This is a genomic window from Marilutibacter spongiae (genome assembly GCF_014145325.1).
GTDB classification, from domain to species: domain Bacteria; phylum Pseudomonadota; class Gammaproteobacteria; order Xanthomonadales; family Xanthomonadaceae; genus Marilutibacter; species Marilutibacter spongiae.
On the sequence record NZ_JACHTF010000010.1, the window covers coordinates 149,532 to 164,191 of the forward strand.

Consider the following 14,660-nt stretch of genomic DNA (forward strand, 5'->3'; position numbering starts at 1 on the left):
TCTCCGGAGAATGGGGGGCCGCCGGGCCTGTCGCCGTTGCGGCCGCGCAAGGATGCGGCAATCGCGCGCGGATGCAAGCCATGCCTTCGTCGCACGGCCATGGTCGACGGTCGATGGACGACGGCGACGGGTGCGCTCCACGGGCCGCTGCGGCACACTCGGGTGCCCGGTCGGAACAGGAATCGCCATGAAGGTCGTCGAGGTCGTGCACCCGCTGGTCCAGCACAAGCTGGGCCTGATGCGTCGCGCGGAGAACAGCACCAAGTCCTTCCGCGAGCTGGCCTCGGAGGTCGCCACCCTGTTGACCTATGAAGCCACCGCGGACCTGGAAACCGAGGCGACCACGGTCCAGGGCTGGGCCGGTCCGGTCGCGACCCGCCAGATCAAGGGCGCGAAGATCACCCTGGTGCCGATCCTGCGCGCCGGCCTGGGCATGCTGCCGGGCGTGCTGGAATTGCTGCCGGCGGCCAAGGTCGGCGTGGTCGGCCTGCAGCGCGACGAGGAGACCCTGCAACCCGTGGGCTACTACGAGAAGCTCAGCGGCCGCATGGACGAGCGCACCGCGCTGGTGCTCGACCCGATGCTGGCGACGGGCGGCACCCTCATCGCCACGATCGACATGCTCAAGGCGGCCGGTTGCCGGCGCATCAAGGGCCTGTTCCTGGTCGCCGCCCCCGAAGGCCTCGCCGCCCTGGAAGCGCGCCATCCCGACGTGGAGGTCTACACGGCGTCGATCGACGAGCGCCTCAACGAAGTCGGCTACATCCTGCCCGGGCTGGGCGACGCGGGCGACAAGATCTTCGGTACCCGCGCCTGACGCGTCAGAACAGGCGCATCGCCACCACGTAGAGGCCCAGCACGGCCGAGGCGAGCAAGACCGCCCAGCTGAGCAGGGTCCCGGTGAAGCGACCGAAGGAGTAGCCGCCACTGCCGGACACGCCGATCGCGTGCAGCACGCGCCCGGCCAGCAGCAATGCGCCCAACACCCAGATCGCCACCGGGGCCAGGGCCGAGAGCTCAAGCATCATCATCAGCAACAGGGCCAGGGGCGCCTGTTCGATGAAATTGGCATGGGCGCGGATGCGTTGCTGGAGCAGGGCATCGCCCCCACTGCCCAGGCCGATCCTGCGTTCCCGCCGGCGCAGGGTCACGCGGACCATGAGGACCAGGTTCAGCAGGACCAGCAGGGACGCGAAGAACAGGGTGATCAGGGGCATGGCGTGTCTCCGTGGAAAGCGTCGAGGGCGTGGCCGTTCAGCGCCTGCGGCGCCGGCGCAAGAGCAGCAGGACGACCAGGGCGGCCAGGCCAACGAGCGCCCAGGTCCAGTTCCAGACCGCGGGTTCCGGCGGCGGCGACGGGTTCGCCGCATCGATCGTGGCGGCGGTCGCGCCACCGGGTGGTCGCGTGCCCGGCGCGGCGGAGCGGCGCAGGCGCCAGGCACCGTCGCGGAAGGCGACCCGCCCCTGCAAGGGCGGCAGGACCAGCTCGCGCCAGCGGATCCGCAGGTCGCCGACCTGCGGGTGCAGCGGGTTCTCGGCACTGCCCAGGCCATCGCCGTCGGGCTGGAAGGTGGCGGCCATGTTCAACGGCAGGCGCGAGAAGCCGGGGCGGAAGGTCCGCCACTCCCCCAGCGCGCGCAGCACCTCGACGTCGACCGGATAGCCGGCCAGGGTCGCGTCCTTGGCCCACCAGCGCTGCGTGTCGAGCGGCATCGGCGGGTTGCGGTGCGCGTCGTCGAAACCCGAGGAGTCGATCAGCGCGCTGTTCCACACGGCTTCGTAGCCGTCCCCGGCAGCGCGCCACTGGTACATCTCGACCTGGCGGTCGAGGCCCATCGCGCGAGTGCGGACGCCGAAGTCCCGGTCTTCCAGGGTCGCCTGCGCCGTGGGCGTGGCGCCTTCTTCGAGCACCGGCACCCCGGTCCCGGCGTCCGTCGCCACCACGGGCACGGCCGCGGCTCCGAACGAGGCGAGCATCGCCGCCAGGCACGCCGCCCGACTGGCCTTCAGCGCCAGGCCCAGGTCCGGAAGCCTCGCGCGGGGCGTCATGCAGCCAGCGCCCGTGCCTGCAGGCCGGGCACCTCGTGCGCAGTGCCGTAGCGCCCCTTCTCGTCGCGCACCACCTGGGCGAGCGCGCAACCGGGGTCGTGGGTGAAGAACAGATGCACGTTGCGCGCCATCATGTCGGCGAGGAAGGCCTTTTTCTCGTCGATCAGCAACTCGGCGTTGCGGTCGTAGCCCATCGTGATGGGCACGTGCACCCAGGGCCGGCCGGGGATCAGGTCCGCGCAGAACACCACGCCGCCATGCGGCTGGCCGTCCACGCGCTCGGGCCCGACGATCTCCGCCAGCATCAGGCCCGGCGTGTGGCCATCGCTGTAATGGAAGCGCACGCTCTCGCCCAGCAGTTGGCTGTGCTCGCCGTCGACGAGTTCCAGCCGCCCGGTGTTCTCCAGCAGTTCCGGCAGTTCCGGGATGAAGCTCGCGCGGTCGCGCGGATGCGGCTGGCGCGCACGTTCGAAATGCGCGCGACCGACCACGTAACTCGCGTTGGGGAACACCAGTTGCGGCGGCTCGCCGTCGCGCCAGGCGCGCAGCAGGCCACCGGCATGGTCGAAGTGCAGGTGGGACAGCACGACCACGTCGATGTCCGCGGGCGAGAAGCCGGCCTCGGCCAGCGAATCGAGCAGGACATGCCGCGACTCGACCACGCCGTATCGATCGCGGAACTTCGGTTCGAAGAACGCGCCGATACCGGTTTCGAACAGCACCGTCCTGCCCGCCAGCGGCGTGGCCAGCAGCGCGCGGCAGGCCAGGTCGATGCGGTTGGCGTCGTCGGGCGCCGCCCACCGCTCCCACACGGCGCGGGGCGCGTTGCCGAACATCGCGCCGCCGTCGAGCTTCTGGCTGTTGCCGAGCAGGGACCAGAGCTTCATGGCCCTAGGGTACCTCGCCGGCCGCGTCGCGGATGCCCACCTTGCCGACGGGATTGCGCGGGTCGGTGCCACCCGACAGGGTGTTGGAGCGCTTGTCCCAGGAAACGGTCTGCAGGTTGCCCCACTGGCGCTCGCCGGCGCTGACGGCATGGCCCATGGCTTCCAGGCCCCGTACGGTCGCTTCGTCCAGCGCGCCGGGCTCGGCGGCGATGGTGTCGGGCATCCACTGGTGGTGGATGCGCGGCAGCGCGGCGACCTCCTGGGGACCGAGCCCGGCGTCGTAGGCCAGGATGCCCAGCATCACCTGGGTGATGATGCGGCTGCCGCCGGGCGCGCCCAGTACCGCGACCCTGTCGTCGGATTCGATGAAGCTCGGGGTCATCGAGCTGAGCATGCGCTTGCCGGGCTCGGGCGCATTGGCGTCGTAGCCCATCACGCCGAAGGCGTTGGGGGTGCCCGGGCGCAGGGCGAAGTCGTCCATCTCGTTGTTGAGCAGTACGCCGGTGCCCGGGGCGACCATGCCCGAGCCGTAGAGCAGGTTCACGGTCTGCGTCGCGGACACGCGGTTGCCCTGCGCGTCGATGATCGAGAAATGGGTGGTTTCCTCGTCCTCGAGCGGCGCCAGCTGCCCCGGCAACAGGTCGCTGGGCGTCGCCTTCTCCGGGTGGATGCCGGCGCGCAGGCCCGCCGCGTAGTCCAGGCTGGTCAGGCGGGCGATCGGCATCGCCACGAAGTCGGGGTCGCCCAGGTACAGGGTGCGGTCGCGGTATGCGCGGCGCATCGCCTCGGCGATCACGTGGGTGCGGTGGACGGCATCGAGCTTGTCCAGGTCCCAGCCCTCCAGGACCTGCAGGATCTCGGCCATCGCCACGCCACCCGAAGACGGCGGCGGCGCGGTGGTCACCTTCCAGCCGCGGTAATCGAACTGGATCGGCGCGCGCTCCTTCACCTGGTAGCCGGCCAGTTCGGCGGCCTCCCACTGCCCACCCTCCTCGGCCACGGCGGCGAGCAGCTTGTCGGCCACGTCGCCGCGGTAGAAGCCGTCGTGGCCCTTCTCCGCCAACCGCTCAAGGGTCCGGGCAAGATCGGGCTGCCGGAAGATTTCGCCTTCCTGCGGCGGATCGCCGTCGGCCAGGAACAGCTCGCGGCTGCCGCGGTAGCGCTCCATCACCTCGCGTCGGCGCTCGTAGCCGCTGGCCAGCCGCTCGTAGATCGGGAAACCCTCGCGCGCGATGCGGATCGCAGGCGCCAGCGATTCGGACAGGGGCAACTGGCCGTACTTCTCGGCCAGGTGCACCAGCGCGGCGGGCAGGCCGGGGATGCCGGCCGACCATGGCCCGTTGACGGAGCGGTCGCGATCGAGCTCGCCGTTGGCGTCGAGGTAGGCCTCCGGGGTCGCCGCCGCCGGCGCGGTCTCACGGGCATCGATGAAGACATCGCGGCCGCTGCGGGCGTCGTGCACCAGGAAGAAGCCGCCGCCGCCGATGCCCGAGCTGATCGGCTCGACCACCGACAACGTCGAGGACACGGCCACCGCCGCGTCGAAGGCATTGCCGCCCTTGGCGATGATTTCCATCCCGGCGTCGGTCGAGAGGCCGTGCGCGCTGGCGATCGCGGCCCCCGGGGGGTGCGCGGCCGCGGCGGTGGGCGTGACGCCCGTTTGCGGCTCGGCTTCGGCGCAGGCCTGCAGCGGCAGCATCGAGGCCAGGAGGCCGGCAAGGGCCAGGGTTCGCAGGATCACGCGCATGGATTCGCTCCTGTCGCCACGTCGGGCGGCTGGGTGGATGGCGGCGGGACGCGACCCGCGGTTCATTGTTGCTGCAGCCGGGCCAGTTTCGCCAACAGCTGCGTCTCGGTTTCCGGCATGTCCGGGTCCGGATCGATGCACTCCACCGGACACACGACCACGCACTGCGGTTCGTCGAAGTGACCGACGCACTCGGTGCAACGCGCCGGATCGATCACGTAGATGGTTTCGCCCTGCGAGATCGCCTGGTTGGGGCAGGCCGGCTCGCAGACGTCGCAGTTGACGCAGAGCTCGTTGATCTTCAGGGACATGGGCGTGGAAGCCGGGATTGAGAGGGGTGGGGCATGAATGGGTAATGGTAAGCCCTTCGACCTCCACTGGCTCGTGCGCTGCGCGAGGTGGGCAAGCACGCCGTACAGGATGGCCGATACGATCTACTCGCCGGCTGCCAGAAGGAGCACATGAGTCCGTCATCCCAGCGGACGCTGGGATCCAGCACCTGGAGCCCGAAGCTGCGACGCGGACAGTTCTGCGGGGATGAGGCATCGGCGAGGTCGCTTGCGCCTGGCGCGAGCAAAGGACGAAGAGCCAAAGGCTGGATCCCCGCTTTCGCGGGGATGACGGCTCTTGCGTGCCCCGCGAAGGGAGCGTGCCGGTGCATTTGGAGAGCGGGACGGCGCGATCGACCGACGAGGTCAAGCGACGGGCTTCGCCTGCGCGCCACGCCGAAAGCCCACCGCAGCGGCTCCATCACGTAGCCCGCGAAATCCGCGAGCCGTCATCCCAGCGGACGCTGGGATCCAGCTCCTGGAGCTTGCAGCCGCGACGTGGGCAGGTCCGGAACGACGCGCCGGCAAAGCCGCCCGCGCCGGGGCGCGGGCGAAGGACGAAGAGCCAAAGGCTGGATCCCCGCTTTCTCGGGGATGACGCACTGACAAAGCCCTGCGCGTTGCGCAGGGGTCAGGGCGTCACTTGGCTTCGACGAACTGGAAGACGGCGCCGGAAGGCTCGACGGCGGTCTTGACGCGTGCGAAGTCGGCGTTGTCGCCGATGAACAGGACGCGCACGCCCTTCATCGAACCGCTCTGCGCCATTTCGAACGAGGCCACGGCCAGGTCGGCGGTCTTGGCCGAATCCGGCGAACCGTAGGCCAGCAGCGTGCCCGAGACGCCACCGCGCATGACGTCGGTCTGCGCCTTCTCGAGCTGGCGCTGGTACTCGCCCTCGTAGTCGGCCGAGTCGGCGGCGGGCAGCGTGTACAGGTAGACGCTCGACGCATCGCCGACATTGCGCTTGACGATATCGGTCAGGTACTCGGCCCAGGCGTTCTCGTCGCTGGTGGTCGGCTTGGCAACCGGAGCGGCTTCGACCACTTCCGTCGCCTCTTCCTTCTGGCAGGCCGCCAGGACAGGCAGGGTGAGGCAGGCGGCCAGGATCAGGCGGGTGGACATCTTCATCGGGATTCCCCTTGGTTTGAACGGAATGTGGGGTTGAAAAACTCGATTATGGCGCTTCGCGGGTACGTTGCCACTCGGCCTGCAAGGCGGCGGCCACGGCGGGCGGTACGAAACCGGAGACGTCGCCGCCCAGTCGCGCGACTTCGCGCACCAGCGACGAGGAAATGAAGCCGTACTGCTCGGCCGGCGTCAGGAACAGGGTTTCCACGTCGGGAATGAGGTGGCGGTTCATGCTGGCGAGCTGGAACTCGTACTCGAAGTCCGACACCGCGCGCAGGCCGCGCAGCAGCACGCCGGCGCCGACGTCGGAGACGAAGTGCGCGAGCAGCGAGTCGAAGCCGCGCACCTCCACGTTCGGATGCCGGGCCACGGCCTGCCGTGCCAGCTCCACGCGCTGCGCCAGCGGAAGCGCCGGCCCCTTGCCGGGGCTCTCGGCGACGCCGATCACCAGGCGCTCGAACAACGGCGCGGCCCGGTCCACCAGGTCGACGTGCCCGTTGGTGATGGGGTCGAAGGTCCCGGGGTAGACGGCGATGCGTTGGCGGTTCGCGGTCATGGGGCGTGCGTTTTCCTTGCGAATTCAAGTGGATGGAGGATTCCGCGGCAACACTGCCGCGATCGGCGGCGCGCGTGCGGCGGTGGTTCAGCCACCGGTCCCGGACGCGTCCGCCCCCAGCGGGTCGACCGGCCCGAGTTTAGCAGCGGGCACGGCCTGGCGACGGTACAACGCCTGGCGCGACTCGCGGGTCCGCCCCTCGCGGTGCAGCGACCAGCCGGCCGGCAGCGGTGGCGGGTGATCGGCCGGCGACTCCACGTACAGCCACGCGGCGTCGGACATCAGCGCTGGCAGGCCCGCCAGGGCGGCGTCCCACAGGCCGGCGGCGAACGGCGGGTCGACGAACGCGATGTCGAAGCGCTCCGTCTTGCCTGCCTGGCCCTGCAGCCAGCCCAGCGCCTCGGCCTCGACGATCCGGACGGCCTCGCCGCCGTGAAGCCGGTCCACGGTCTCGCGCAGGGACTGGGCCAGGCCGCGGTCGCGTTCGACCAGCACCGCCGAGGCCGCGCCCCGAGACACCGCCTCAAGGCCCAGGGCGCCGCTGCCGGCGAACAGGTCCAGTACCCGCGCGCCGGGCAGCGCGGGCATCAGCCAGTTGAAGAGGGTCTCGCGGACCCGGTCCGCCGTCGGTCGCAGGCCGGCGACCGCCGGGACCGGCAGCCGTGTACCCCGCCAGCGTCCGCCGATCAGCCTGACCTTGCCCGCTGCGGCGGAGGTCGACGCGGCCGCGGGCAATGGCGCCGGGCGCCGGTGCGTCGAATGCTTTTTCATCGGGGCTTGGCGGGGGGCGGTGATAGCATGGGCCTATTCTCGCGCATATACAGACGCCCCCGCTCGATGGTCAGTTTTTTCCGCCGAAAGAAGCCCGAAAAGCCCCTGGATCCCGAGTCGGAGCGCCGCATCGCGGAGCTCGCCGCGGCTTTCCCGGACGCTGCGCCCCACGACGATGACGCGCCCGCGCCGGCCGCCCCGTCGCCGCAACCGGCGCCGCCGGTCGAAGCGCTGCCCGTTCCCGAGGAAGTCATCGCCGCGGCGATGGAGGCCGCGCCCTTGGCGGCCCAACCCGACACGCCCGAGCCCGAGCCCATTCCTGCGACGGTCGTCGAGTCGCCCGCGGCGGCCGAACCCCGCCCGGCGACGCCCGCCGCCGCCGGCAAGCCCGGCTGGCGCGAGCGCCTGGGCGGCAGCGCCATCGCGCGCAGCCTGGGCGGCCTGTTCTCGCGCAATCCCCGTCTCGACGACGACCTGCTGGACGAGATCGAGACCGCCCTGATCACCGCCGATGTCGGGGTGACCGCCACCACCGACCTGGTCGAAGGCCTGCGCAAGCGCATGAAGGCGCGCGAGTTCGCCGACGCCGACGCCCTGCTCGCCGCGCTGCGCGCCGATCTGGTGGCGCTGCTGCGACCGGTCGCGGTGCCGATGCAGGTCGACCGCGACGCCAAACCCTTCGTCCTGCTCACGATCGGCGTCAACGGCGTCGGCAAGACCACGACCATCGGCAAGCTGGCCAAGCGCTTCAAGGACGAAGGCCGCCCGCTGATGCTCGCCGCCGGCGACACCTTCCGCGCCGCGGCCGTGGCCCAGTTGCAGGCCTGGGGCGAGCGCAACGGCGTCGCCGTCATCGCCCAGGGCCAGAACGCCGACGCGGCGTCGGTTGCCTTCGATGCCCTGCAGGCGGCGAAGGCGCGCGGCACCGAGGTGCTCATCGCCGACACCGCCGGGCGCCTGCACACCCAGCAGGGGCTGATGGCCGAGCTGGGCAAGATCAAGCGCGTGCTGCAGAAGCTCGACCCCGCCGCCCCGCACGAGGTGCTGATGGTGATCGACGGCACCACCGGCCAGAACGCGCTGTCGCAGCTGCGCCAGTTCCATGCCGCCATCGGCGTCACCGGCCTGGTGGTGACCAAGCTCGACGGCACCGCCAAGGGCGGCGTGGTGTTCGCGCTGGCGCGCGAGTTCGGCATCCCGATCCGATTCGCCGGGATCGGCGAGCGTCCGGAGGACCTGCGCGTGTTCGACGCCGAGGCCTTCGTCGACGCCCTGCTTCCGGAGGCGCTCGGCGCCTGATCGCCGGGTGGCCCGCCGCGTGAGCCGCAAGCGCCTGTTCGTCCTGCTGGCGATCGTCGCGCTGGCCGTGCTTGGCGCGCTGGCCTTCTGGCTGAGTCGCCCGCAGCAGGTCGCCGCCCTCGTGCTCGGCGCCGCCGGCCGGGCCCTGGGCCTGGAGATCACCGCATCGGGCGCGGCCGAATACCGCCTGCGCGGCACGCCGACCCTGGTGCTGCGCGACCTCGACGCTCGTCTGCCCGGCGCGAGCACTCCGCTGCTGCAGGCCGATCGCGCCCGGCTGTCGCTGCCCTGGCACACCCTGCGCAGCCGGGGCGCCGACCTGACCCTGGAACGCATCGAACTCGACGGCCCGCGCCTGCAGTGGCCGGCGCTGATGGCCTGGCTCGATGCCCGCCCCCCGTCCGACGCGCCGCCGCGCCTGCCCGTGCTGACCGACGGCGTGCAGGTCCGCGACGGCCACGTCGATGGCGACGGCTGGGCCCTGCACGGCCTTGCCCTCGACGCGCCGCGCTTCCATCCCACCCGCCCGTTCTCGGCGACGGTCCGCGGCGACTACATCGACCCGCCCTCGCGCGCGCGCTTCGACCTCGCCGTCGAACTGGGCCAGGCCCAGGCGCTGCTGGACGGCGAGCCGAGCGCGCTCCAGCTCCGCGGCACCCTCGCCGCCGACCTGGACGGCAAGCGCGTCCCCGCCACGATCGTCCTGTCCGGCCCCGTGCAGCGCGAAGCAGGCAGGGTGACGATCGCACCGATGCGCTTCGGGACCTCGGCGCGCTATGAGGCCGACGTTACCCGCCTGCCCTTCCTGCTGGGCATGCACGGGCGCCTGCAACTCGAAGACGACGGCCTCCTGATTGCGCCCGATGCCCTCGTACTGGACGGCACCGGCGACGCCAGCCCCATCCCTTCGCTGCAGGCCCATGGCCAGCTCGTGCTGCGGCCCGGCGAGGCACCGCTCGCGTTGGCGCTGGACGGGCGCCTGGCCGGCTGGCCCACCGCGTGGCCGACGCTGCCGCCGCCGCTCGGCCAGTCGCGCGCGCCCCTGCCGTTCTCCCTGCGTTATGCCGGCCCCTTCGACGCCAGCAGTCCGGCGCGCCTGCGGCTGGAGCGGGAGCAAACCCGGTTCGACGCCCGCTTCCGCCTGCCGGCCGTGCTGGCCTGGCTGGACGCCATCGCGACCGGCACGCCGCTGCCGCCGATCGAAGGCCGACTGCAGACACCCGAAGTACAGATTGCCGGAGCGACTCTCCGCGGCGTCGAGCTCAGCTTCGAGTCGGACGAAGCCCAATGAGCCGCGACCGCCCGACACCGCCGGTCGCCGTCGATCGCGACCGCTACGCCACCCCGCTGCTCGCCTGGTTCGACCTGCATGGTCGCCACGACCTGCCGTGGCAGCATCCGCGCTCGCCGTATCGCGTGTGGCTGTCGGAGATCATGCTGCAGCAGACCCAGGTCGCCACGGTGATCGCCTATTTCCAGCGTTTCGTCGACGCCTTGCCCGACCTGCCCGCGCTGGCCGCGGCGCCGCAGGAACGGGTCCTGGCGCTGTGGTCAGGCCTGGGTTACTACGCGCGCGCCCGCAACCTGCACGCCGCCGCGCGCGCCTGCGTCGAGCGGCATGGCGGCGAGCTGCCGCGCGACCTCGAGGCGCTCGTCGCGCTGCCCGGCATCGGTCGCAGCACCGCCGCGGCGATCCTGTCCCAGGCCTGGGGCGACCGCCACGCCATCCTCGACGGCAACGTCAAGCGCGTGCTCGCGCGCTACCACGGCGTCGAAGGCTGGCCGGGCGCGCCCAAGGTCGAGAAACGCCTGTGGGCCTTCGCCGAGGCCCATGTCGAAGACCCCGCCCTGCCCGACGCGCGCATGGCCGACTACACCCAGGCGCAGATGGACCTGGGCGCCACCCTGTGCATGCGCAGCAAGCCCACCTGCCTGCTCTGCCCCTTGCGCGAAACCTGCGTCGCGCACCGGGACGGCCTCACCGACAGCCTGCCCACGCCGCGACCGGGCAAGACCCTGCCCCGGCGCGAAGCCCAACTGCTGTGGCTGGAGGACGCGCAGGGCCGGATCCTGCTGCAGCAACGTCCGCCGACGGGCATCTGGGCCTCGCTATGGACCTTGCCGCAGGCCGACGACGCCACGCTCGCCCGCGAATGGCTGGCCACGCATGCCGATCCGGACTACGACGCGGGCGAGGCACTGCCTTCGATCGCCCACGCATTCAGCCATTTCCGGCTCGACCTGCACCCACGCCGGTGGCGGGCTGTCGCCCTGCGCGAGCGCGTCGGCGACAATGACGACCTGCGTTGGGTCTCGCGGACGCAACTGACGGCACTGGGCATCCCCGCCCCCATCCGCAAACTGCTCGAATCCAGCGACGCGACGCCCGCCGACCACGATTGAGGATCCCGATGCCCCGCACCGTCCACTGCGAATACGAGAAGCGTGAGGCCGAAGGCCTGGACTTCATCCCCTGGCCCGGCGAACTGGGCAAGCGCGTCTACGCCCACATCGGCAAGAACGCCTGGGCCGCATGGCTGGCCCACCAGACCATGCTGATCAACGAGAACCGCCTGTCGCCCATGGACCCCAAGCACCGGGCATTCCTGGCCGCGGAGATGGAGAAGTTCCTGTTCGAGGGCGGCGCCGACAAGCCTGCCGGCTACGTCCCGGCGGACGCGCCCTAGTCATCCCGCGCCGCCCTGGCCATGCCCTGGCCGCGACTTACCCATCCGACGCGTCTGCGGGCTGGGTCCCGTTCTCGCGCCGGTCGGCCTCCGCGGCCTTGATCGCGCGGGTATCGAGCGGCCGGATCTCGCCGATGATGCAGGGGATCGACACCGCACCCGCCCCGGCGCCCAGGACCGTCACCTTGTCGAACTTGGCGTAAACCATTCCGCCCTGGTCGCTCAAGGCGATCGCCGTGGCGAAGTCCAGGTTGTAGCAACTGCCGTCGAACTCGAGCAGGTAGGCCTCCTGCGGGCGTGTCCAGATCGCGAGCGCCTCGTCGCCCAGCGGCGTCCAGCTGTCGAAGCGACCGAAATACCGGAAGCTCTTCACCGGCTCGCCGGCATGCGCGCGATAGATCGCCAGCCGCTCGTCGTCGCTGATCCGGTCGCCGGTCGCACAGGCCGACAAACCCGCTGCCACCAGGACCGCCAACAGCGCACACCCGGGGGCCGAACGCATCATGCTGAATTGCATCGTCTTTTCCTCTCTGGCGAACCGGACGTGCCGCCGCCGCGGCGACACGCATGCATCTCACCATACGCGGCAAGCGGCACAGGCGTCGCACGCCACCCACCGCCGGAAAACGCCCGCCACCGCGCCGCCCTGCCACGATGCTTGCCACATCCTTCCCGCATCCGTATCATGCCGCTCCTCACACGGTCGCACCGTGTCGTGGCCGGGTAGCTCAGTTGGTAGAGCAGGGGATTGAAAATCCCCGTGTCGGGGGTTCGATTCCCTCCCCGGCCACCATCTTTTGGTGGAGACAAATCAAGGCGTTACAGATGGCCCGCACATGCTGCGGGTTTTTCGTTTTCTACGGCTGTGACGCCAGTGTGCCGTCGATCCGGCACGCGGCCCCTCGCAAGTGATCCGCCGCGAGGTGTGCGTACCGCAGGACCATCTCGTAGCTGGCCCAACTGCCCAGCTCCATCAGCTCCTGCAACGGTGTCCCGCTCTGTACGTGCCACGACGCCCATGTGTGTCGCAGATCGTGCCAACGGAACGTCCGTTCGATCCCGGCGCGCTCCAGTGCCTTCTTCCATGCCTTGGTAGAACACCGCGCCACGGGCATACCCTCATAGGTAAACACGTGCTCGGCATCCTGCCCTTGCCTTCGCGCCAGCACTTCCAGCGCTGATGCGTTCAGTGGGACGCCAATGGCTCGGCCAGCCTTGGCTTCGTCTGGATGGATCCACGCAACACGACGGGCCATGTCTACCTGCTCCCACCGCAGGAACGACACGTTGCGCTGCCTCAGACCCGTAGCGAGTGCGAACTGCGCCATATCCCGGAGATGGGCCGGCAGCTCATGGAGCAGTCGCCGGGCCTCGTCCGGGGTCAGGAAGCGGATTCGCCCCTTCGGTTCCCGGTACAGCCGGACTTTGGGGATGGACTCCAGCCACCCCCACTCGTCCCTTGCGCGTCTCAGGATCGCCCGGATCAACGCCAGGTAGCGGTTCGCGTTGCTTGGACTCGATTCCCGGGTCTTCCGCTCGGCGATCTGGTCAATCACATCCCGGGTCACCTGGGAAAGCTGCAGGTGCCCGAGGTAGCGATCCAACCACCGCAACTTGGCGATGTCCTTTCCATGCGTTCGCTTGTCGCGGGTTTCCTTCACCCATCGGACGGCGGCGTCCTGCCAACTGCGCTGGGGTCGGACCCCGAGCCTTTGCTCTTCCCAGAAGCCGACCTTGAGCCGGTCGTGATACTCCTGCGCGAGCGCTCGGTCTTCAATCCCAGTAGAGCGGCGTATTCGCTCGCCATTCGGCGTGGTGAGGTCGACCCACCAGACAGTGCCGCGTTGGTATAGCCCCATATGGATTCCTCCAAGTTGGAGCCACTTAGCGGCGCTTGCCTTCGGGCAGCGTAAAGCTGGCCGAGGTATGCGGCAAGATCCTCTTCAAGAAAGACCCAGCGTTTTCCCGGCTTCGCCGCCTTGACCCGGCCCTGCCTCGCATGGAGCCGGAGAACTGCGGGAGGCATACGCAGGAAAACCGCCGCCTCGTGGAGGTCCATCGTGCGCATGGCTCACCTCCGTTCATGGTCAGGCATCCGGACGTTGTAGCGGCGCGCCTGGGCCTTGGTCTTGCGACGGATGTAAGCCTGCAAGCCTTCGGGGAACTCCTTGTCCGGGCCTTCAAAGTAGGTTTCGAAGGCTTGAAGGAACTCACCCAGCCCGTGCGAGTAGTCCTCGATTCCTTCGCGTGCCATGAACGAAGTGAGGCCCGCGATTCCTGCCCGGAAAAGATAGTCATCAGGGGGAAGGCGAGACTTCTCGACCCGGGTGAGTGGCGGCGCATCCGGATCTAGGTCCCATGACCCGGCCAATGCTTGCCAGAGAGGATGGGTCGGCCAGCGACTGCGAGTGTCGTCGGATTGCGAAGGCACCGCCAGACGCAGCCATTCCTCGCATAGGTATCGCCAGAGATTGCCGTTGAGCGCCAAGACCTCCGACGCGGGCCCCTTCATCTGCTCCGGCAGACCTTCGCGGCGAATCTGGAACTCCATCCGCCACACCTGCGATTCGCCATCCCAACCCTGCGCTGCCCAAAGCGGGCGCATGTAGTCTTTGCCAGACTTCAGAATCTCCCGCGTCTTGTCGTAGAGCCTCGCGCTGACCTCGTTTCCGCTGCCGAACGAGATTCCGGTGATCTGATCGCACTCTTCGTGTATCGACCGCTTCTTGCTCCGCTTGACCCAATGACTCCCTGGCATCGCCGCTACGTCGAGGCCCGTGGAGAAGTCGGCAAACAGGTCCAAGCGGCTGATCACTGGCGGACCTGACACCTTCCCCATCCGAGCGACAAGCCGAGTCAAAGTAGAAACGGCTTCCGCAGGCCCCACGGCGGTCAAGTATTCGCTCCGAATCTGCACGGAAGCCAGAGGCAATACACCAGCAGTCGCATTGGAGAGCTGGATGGAGAACCAGTTGTCCTCAAGCACGAAGGCGAAACGCCCTCGCCCACGAGGGAGCGTCATGAACTGATGATCCCCGAGACTGATGCCTGCCAGAGCAACAATGCCCTCACTCTGGGACCGACGTCCCCCCGGTTTTGAGTAGCGCGGCGATCTGGAGTCCAATTCCCCAGAGTAAGGAGATTGGACGTGAAGAAGCGCTTTTCTGAAGAGCAGATCATCGGCTTCCTGCGTGAGGCCGAGGCCGG

At 69.6% G+C, this 14,660-nt stretch carries 17 protein-coding genes and 1 tRNA gene; 6 read left to right on the plus strand and 12 right to left on the minus strand.

The annotated features are described in order from the left end of the window. Positions 1-187: 187 nt before the first annotated feature. Positions 188-817, plus strand: a complete 630-nt coding sequence (gene upp, locus H4F98_RS10640) for a uracil phosphoribosyltransferase (RefSeq protein WP_182687506.1) — start codon at positions 188-190, stop codon at positions 815-817. Positions 818-821: 4 nt separating this feature from the next. Here the strand turns inward: upp and H4F98_RS10645 are convergent, their stop codons facing one another. The 8 genes from H4F98_RS10645 to rsmD all read right to left on the minus strand — a co-directional run bounded on the left by H4F98_RS10645 (position 822) and on the right by rsmD (position 7,467). Further along, positions 822-1,217, minus strand: coding sequence for an MAPEG family protein (locus H4F98_RS10645; protein WP_182687508.1), 396 nt, complete (start codon positions 1,215-1,217; stop codon positions 822-824). 37 nt (positions 1,218-1,254) lie between these two features. Beyond that, positions 1,255-2,049: a TMEM43 family protein gene (locus H4F98_RS10650; protein ID WP_182687510.1), complete on the minus strand. Its 795-nt coding sequence runs from the start codon at positions 2,047-2,049 to the stop codon at positions 1,255-1,257. Beyond that, positions 2,046-2,936, minus strand: coding sequence for an MBL fold metallo-hydrolase (locus H4F98_RS10655; RefSeq protein ID WP_182687512.1), 891 nt, complete (start codon positions 2,934-2,936; stop codon positions 2,046-2,048). Before H4F98_RS10655 ends, H4F98_RS10650 begins: the two co-directional genes overlap by 4 nt. A 4-nt stretch (positions 2,937-2,940) precedes the next feature. Beyond that, a complete protein-coding gene (gene ggt, locus H4F98_RS10660; RefSeq protein WP_182687514.1) occupies positions 2,941-4,683 on the minus strand; it encodes a gamma-glutamyltransferase in 1,743 nt (580 codons plus the stop codon). 62 nt (positions 4,684-4,745) lie between these two features. Next, positions 4,746-4,994 carry a YfhL family 4Fe-4S dicluster ferredoxin gene (locus H4F98_RS10665; protein WP_182687517.1) on the minus strand — a complete coding sequence of 83 codons (249 nt, stop codon included), beginning with the start codon at positions 4,992-4,994 and terminating at the stop codon, positions 4,746-4,748. 657 nt (positions 4,995-5,651) lie between these two features. Next, positions 5,652-6,140 carry a hypothetical protein gene (locus H4F98_RS10670; RefSeq protein ID WP_182687519.1) on the minus strand — a complete coding sequence of 163 codons (489 nt, stop codon included), beginning with the start codon at positions 6,138-6,140 and terminating at the stop codon, positions 5,652-5,654. 46 nt (positions 6,141-6,186) lie between these two features. After that, positions 6,187-6,696, minus strand: coding sequence for a pantetheine-phosphate adenylyltransferase (coaD, locus tag H4F98_RS10675; RefSeq protein ID WP_182687521.1), 510 nt, complete (start codon positions 6,694-6,696; stop codon positions 6,187-6,189). Between the two features lie 87 nt (positions 6,697-6,783). Further along, a complete protein-coding gene (gene rsmD, locus H4F98_RS10680) occupies positions 6,784-7,467 on the minus strand; it encodes a 16S rRNA (guanine(966)-N(2))-methyltransferase RsmD (RefSeq protein WP_182687523.1) in 684 nt (227 codons plus the stop codon). Positions 7,468-7,533: 66 nt separating this feature from the next. Here rsmD and ftsY point away from each other — a divergent pair, with 66 nt between their 5' ends. The 4 genes from ftsY to H4F98_RS10700 are packed head-to-tail and all read left to right on the plus strand — an operon-like array spanning position 7,534 to position 11,453. Next, on the plus strand, positions 7,534-8,766 hold the full coding sequence (gene ftsY / locus H4F98_RS10685) for a signal recognition particle-docking protein FtsY (RefSeq protein ID WP_182687525.1): 1,233 nt from the start codon (positions 7,534-7,536) through the stop codon (positions 8,764-8,766). A 19-nt stretch (positions 8,767-8,785) separates the two neighbouring features. Next, positions 8,786-10,057, plus strand: a complete 1,272-nt coding sequence (locus H4F98_RS10690; protein WP_182687527.1) for an AsmA family protein — start codon at positions 8,786-8,788, stop codon at positions 10,055-10,057. Next, positions 10,054-11,169: an A/G-specific adenine glycosylase gene (mutY, locus tag H4F98_RS10695; protein WP_182687529.1), complete on the plus strand. Its 1,116-nt coding sequence runs from the start codon at positions 10,054-10,056 to the stop codon at positions 11,167-11,169. Before H4F98_RS10690 ends, mutY begins: the two co-directional genes overlap by 4 nt. Before the next feature lie 8 nt (positions 11,170-11,177). Further along, the gene (locus tag H4F98_RS10700) at positions 11,178-11,453 is read left to right on the plus strand and encodes an oxidative damage protection protein (protein WP_182687531.1); all 276 of its coding nucleotides are present in this window, start codon (positions 11,178-11,180) and stop codon (positions 11,451-11,453) included. Positions 11,454-11,490: 37 nt separating this feature from the next. Here the strand turns inward: H4F98_RS10700 and H4F98_RS10705 are convergent, their stop codons facing one another. Further along, the gene (locus tag H4F98_RS10705; RefSeq protein WP_246373094.1) at positions 11,491-11,970 is read right to left on the minus strand and encodes a DUF6491 family protein; all 480 of its coding nucleotides are present in this window, start codon (positions 11,968-11,970) and stop codon (positions 11,491-11,493) included. Between the two features lie 200 nt (positions 11,971-12,170). Here H4F98_RS10705 and H4F98_RS10710 point away from each other — a divergent pair. Then, positions 12,171-12,246: transfer RNA gene (locus tag H4F98_RS10710), tRNA-Phe, on the plus strand. Positions 12,247-12,310: 64 nt separating this feature from the next. Here H4F98_RS10710 and H4F98_RS10715 read toward each other — a convergent pair. The 3 genes from H4F98_RS10715 to H4F98_RS10720 form a co-directional block, all read right to left on the minus strand. Then, on the minus strand, positions 12,311-13,114 hold the full coding sequence (locus tag H4F98_RS10715; RefSeq protein ID WP_425487595.1) for a tyrosine-type recombinase/integrase: 804 nt from the start codon (positions 13,112-13,114) through the stop codon (positions 12,311-12,313). Beyond that, complete coding sequence (locus H4F98_RS17050) at positions 13,111-13,521, minus strand: helix-turn-helix domain-containing protein (protein WP_425487596.1); 411 nt, start codon at positions 13,519-13,521, stop codon at positions 13,111-13,113. The genes H4F98_RS10715 and H4F98_RS17050 overlap by 4 nt, the downstream gene beginning before the upstream one ends. A gap of 3 nt (positions 13,522-13,524) precedes the next feature. Continuing rightward, positions 13,525-14,660, minus strand: a 1,136-nt coding sequence (locus tag H4F98_RS10720) for a hypothetical protein (RefSeq protein ID WP_220479182.1), incomplete at its 5' end; no start/stop codon positions are given.

Bases quoted from the DNA above. Each gene is read 5' to 3' on its own strand.
- H4F98_RS10665 (WP_182687517.1), bottom strand. From the start codon at position 4,994: ATGTCCCTGAAGATCAACGAGCTCTGCGTCAACTGCGACGTCTGCGAG.
- H4F98_RS17050 (WP_425487596.1), bottom strand. From the start codon at position 13,521: ATGCGCACGATGGACCTCCACGAGGCGGCGGTTTTCCTGCGTATGCCT.
- H4F98_RS10705 (WP_246373094.1), bottom strand. From the start codon at position 11,970: ATGCAATTCAGCATGATGCGTTCGGCCCCCGGGTGTGCGCTGTTGGCG.
- rsmD (WP_182687523.1), bottom strand. From the start codon at position 7,467: ATGAAAAAGCATTCGACGCACCGGCGCCCGGCGCCATTGCCCGCGGCC.
- H4F98_RS10655 (WP_182687512.1), bottom strand. From the start codon at position 2,936: ATGAAGCTCTGGTCCCTGCTCGGCAACAGCCAGAAGCTCGACGGCGGC.
- ggt (WP_182687514.1), bottom strand. From the start codon at position 4,683: ATGCGCGTGATCCTGCGAACCCTGGCCCTTGCCGGCCTCCTGGCCTCG.
- mutY (WP_182687529.1), top strand. From the start codon at position 10,054: ATGAGCCGCGACCGCCCGACACCGCCGGTCGCCGTCGATCGCGACCGC.
- H4F98_RS10645 (WP_182687508.1), bottom strand. From the start codon at position 1,217: ATGCCCCTGATCACCCTGTTCTTCGCGTCCCTGCTGGTCCTGCTGAAC.
- coaD (WP_182687521.1), bottom strand. From the start codon at position 6,696: ATGACCGCGAACCGCCAACGCATCGCCGTCTACCCCGGGACCTTCGAC.
- H4F98_RS10670 (WP_182687519.1), bottom strand. From the start codon at position 6,140: ATGAAGATGTCCACCCGCCTGATCCTGGCCGCCTGCCTCACCCTGCCT.
- H4F98_RS10650 (WP_182687510.1), bottom strand. From the start codon at position 2,049: ATGACGCCCCGCGCGAGGCTTCCGGACCTGGGCCTGGCGCTGAAGGCC.
- ftsY (WP_182687525.1), top strand. From the start codon at position 7,534: ATGGTCAGTTTTTTCCGCCGAAAGAAGCCCGAAAAGCCCCTGGATCCC.
- H4F98_RS10700 (WP_182687531.1), top strand. From the start codon at position 11,178: ATGCCCCGCACCGTCCACTGCGAATACGAGAAGCGTGAGGCCGAAGGC.
- upp (WP_182687506.1), top strand. From the start codon at position 188: ATGAAGGTCGTCGAGGTCGTGCACCCGCTGGTCCAGCACAAGCTGGGC.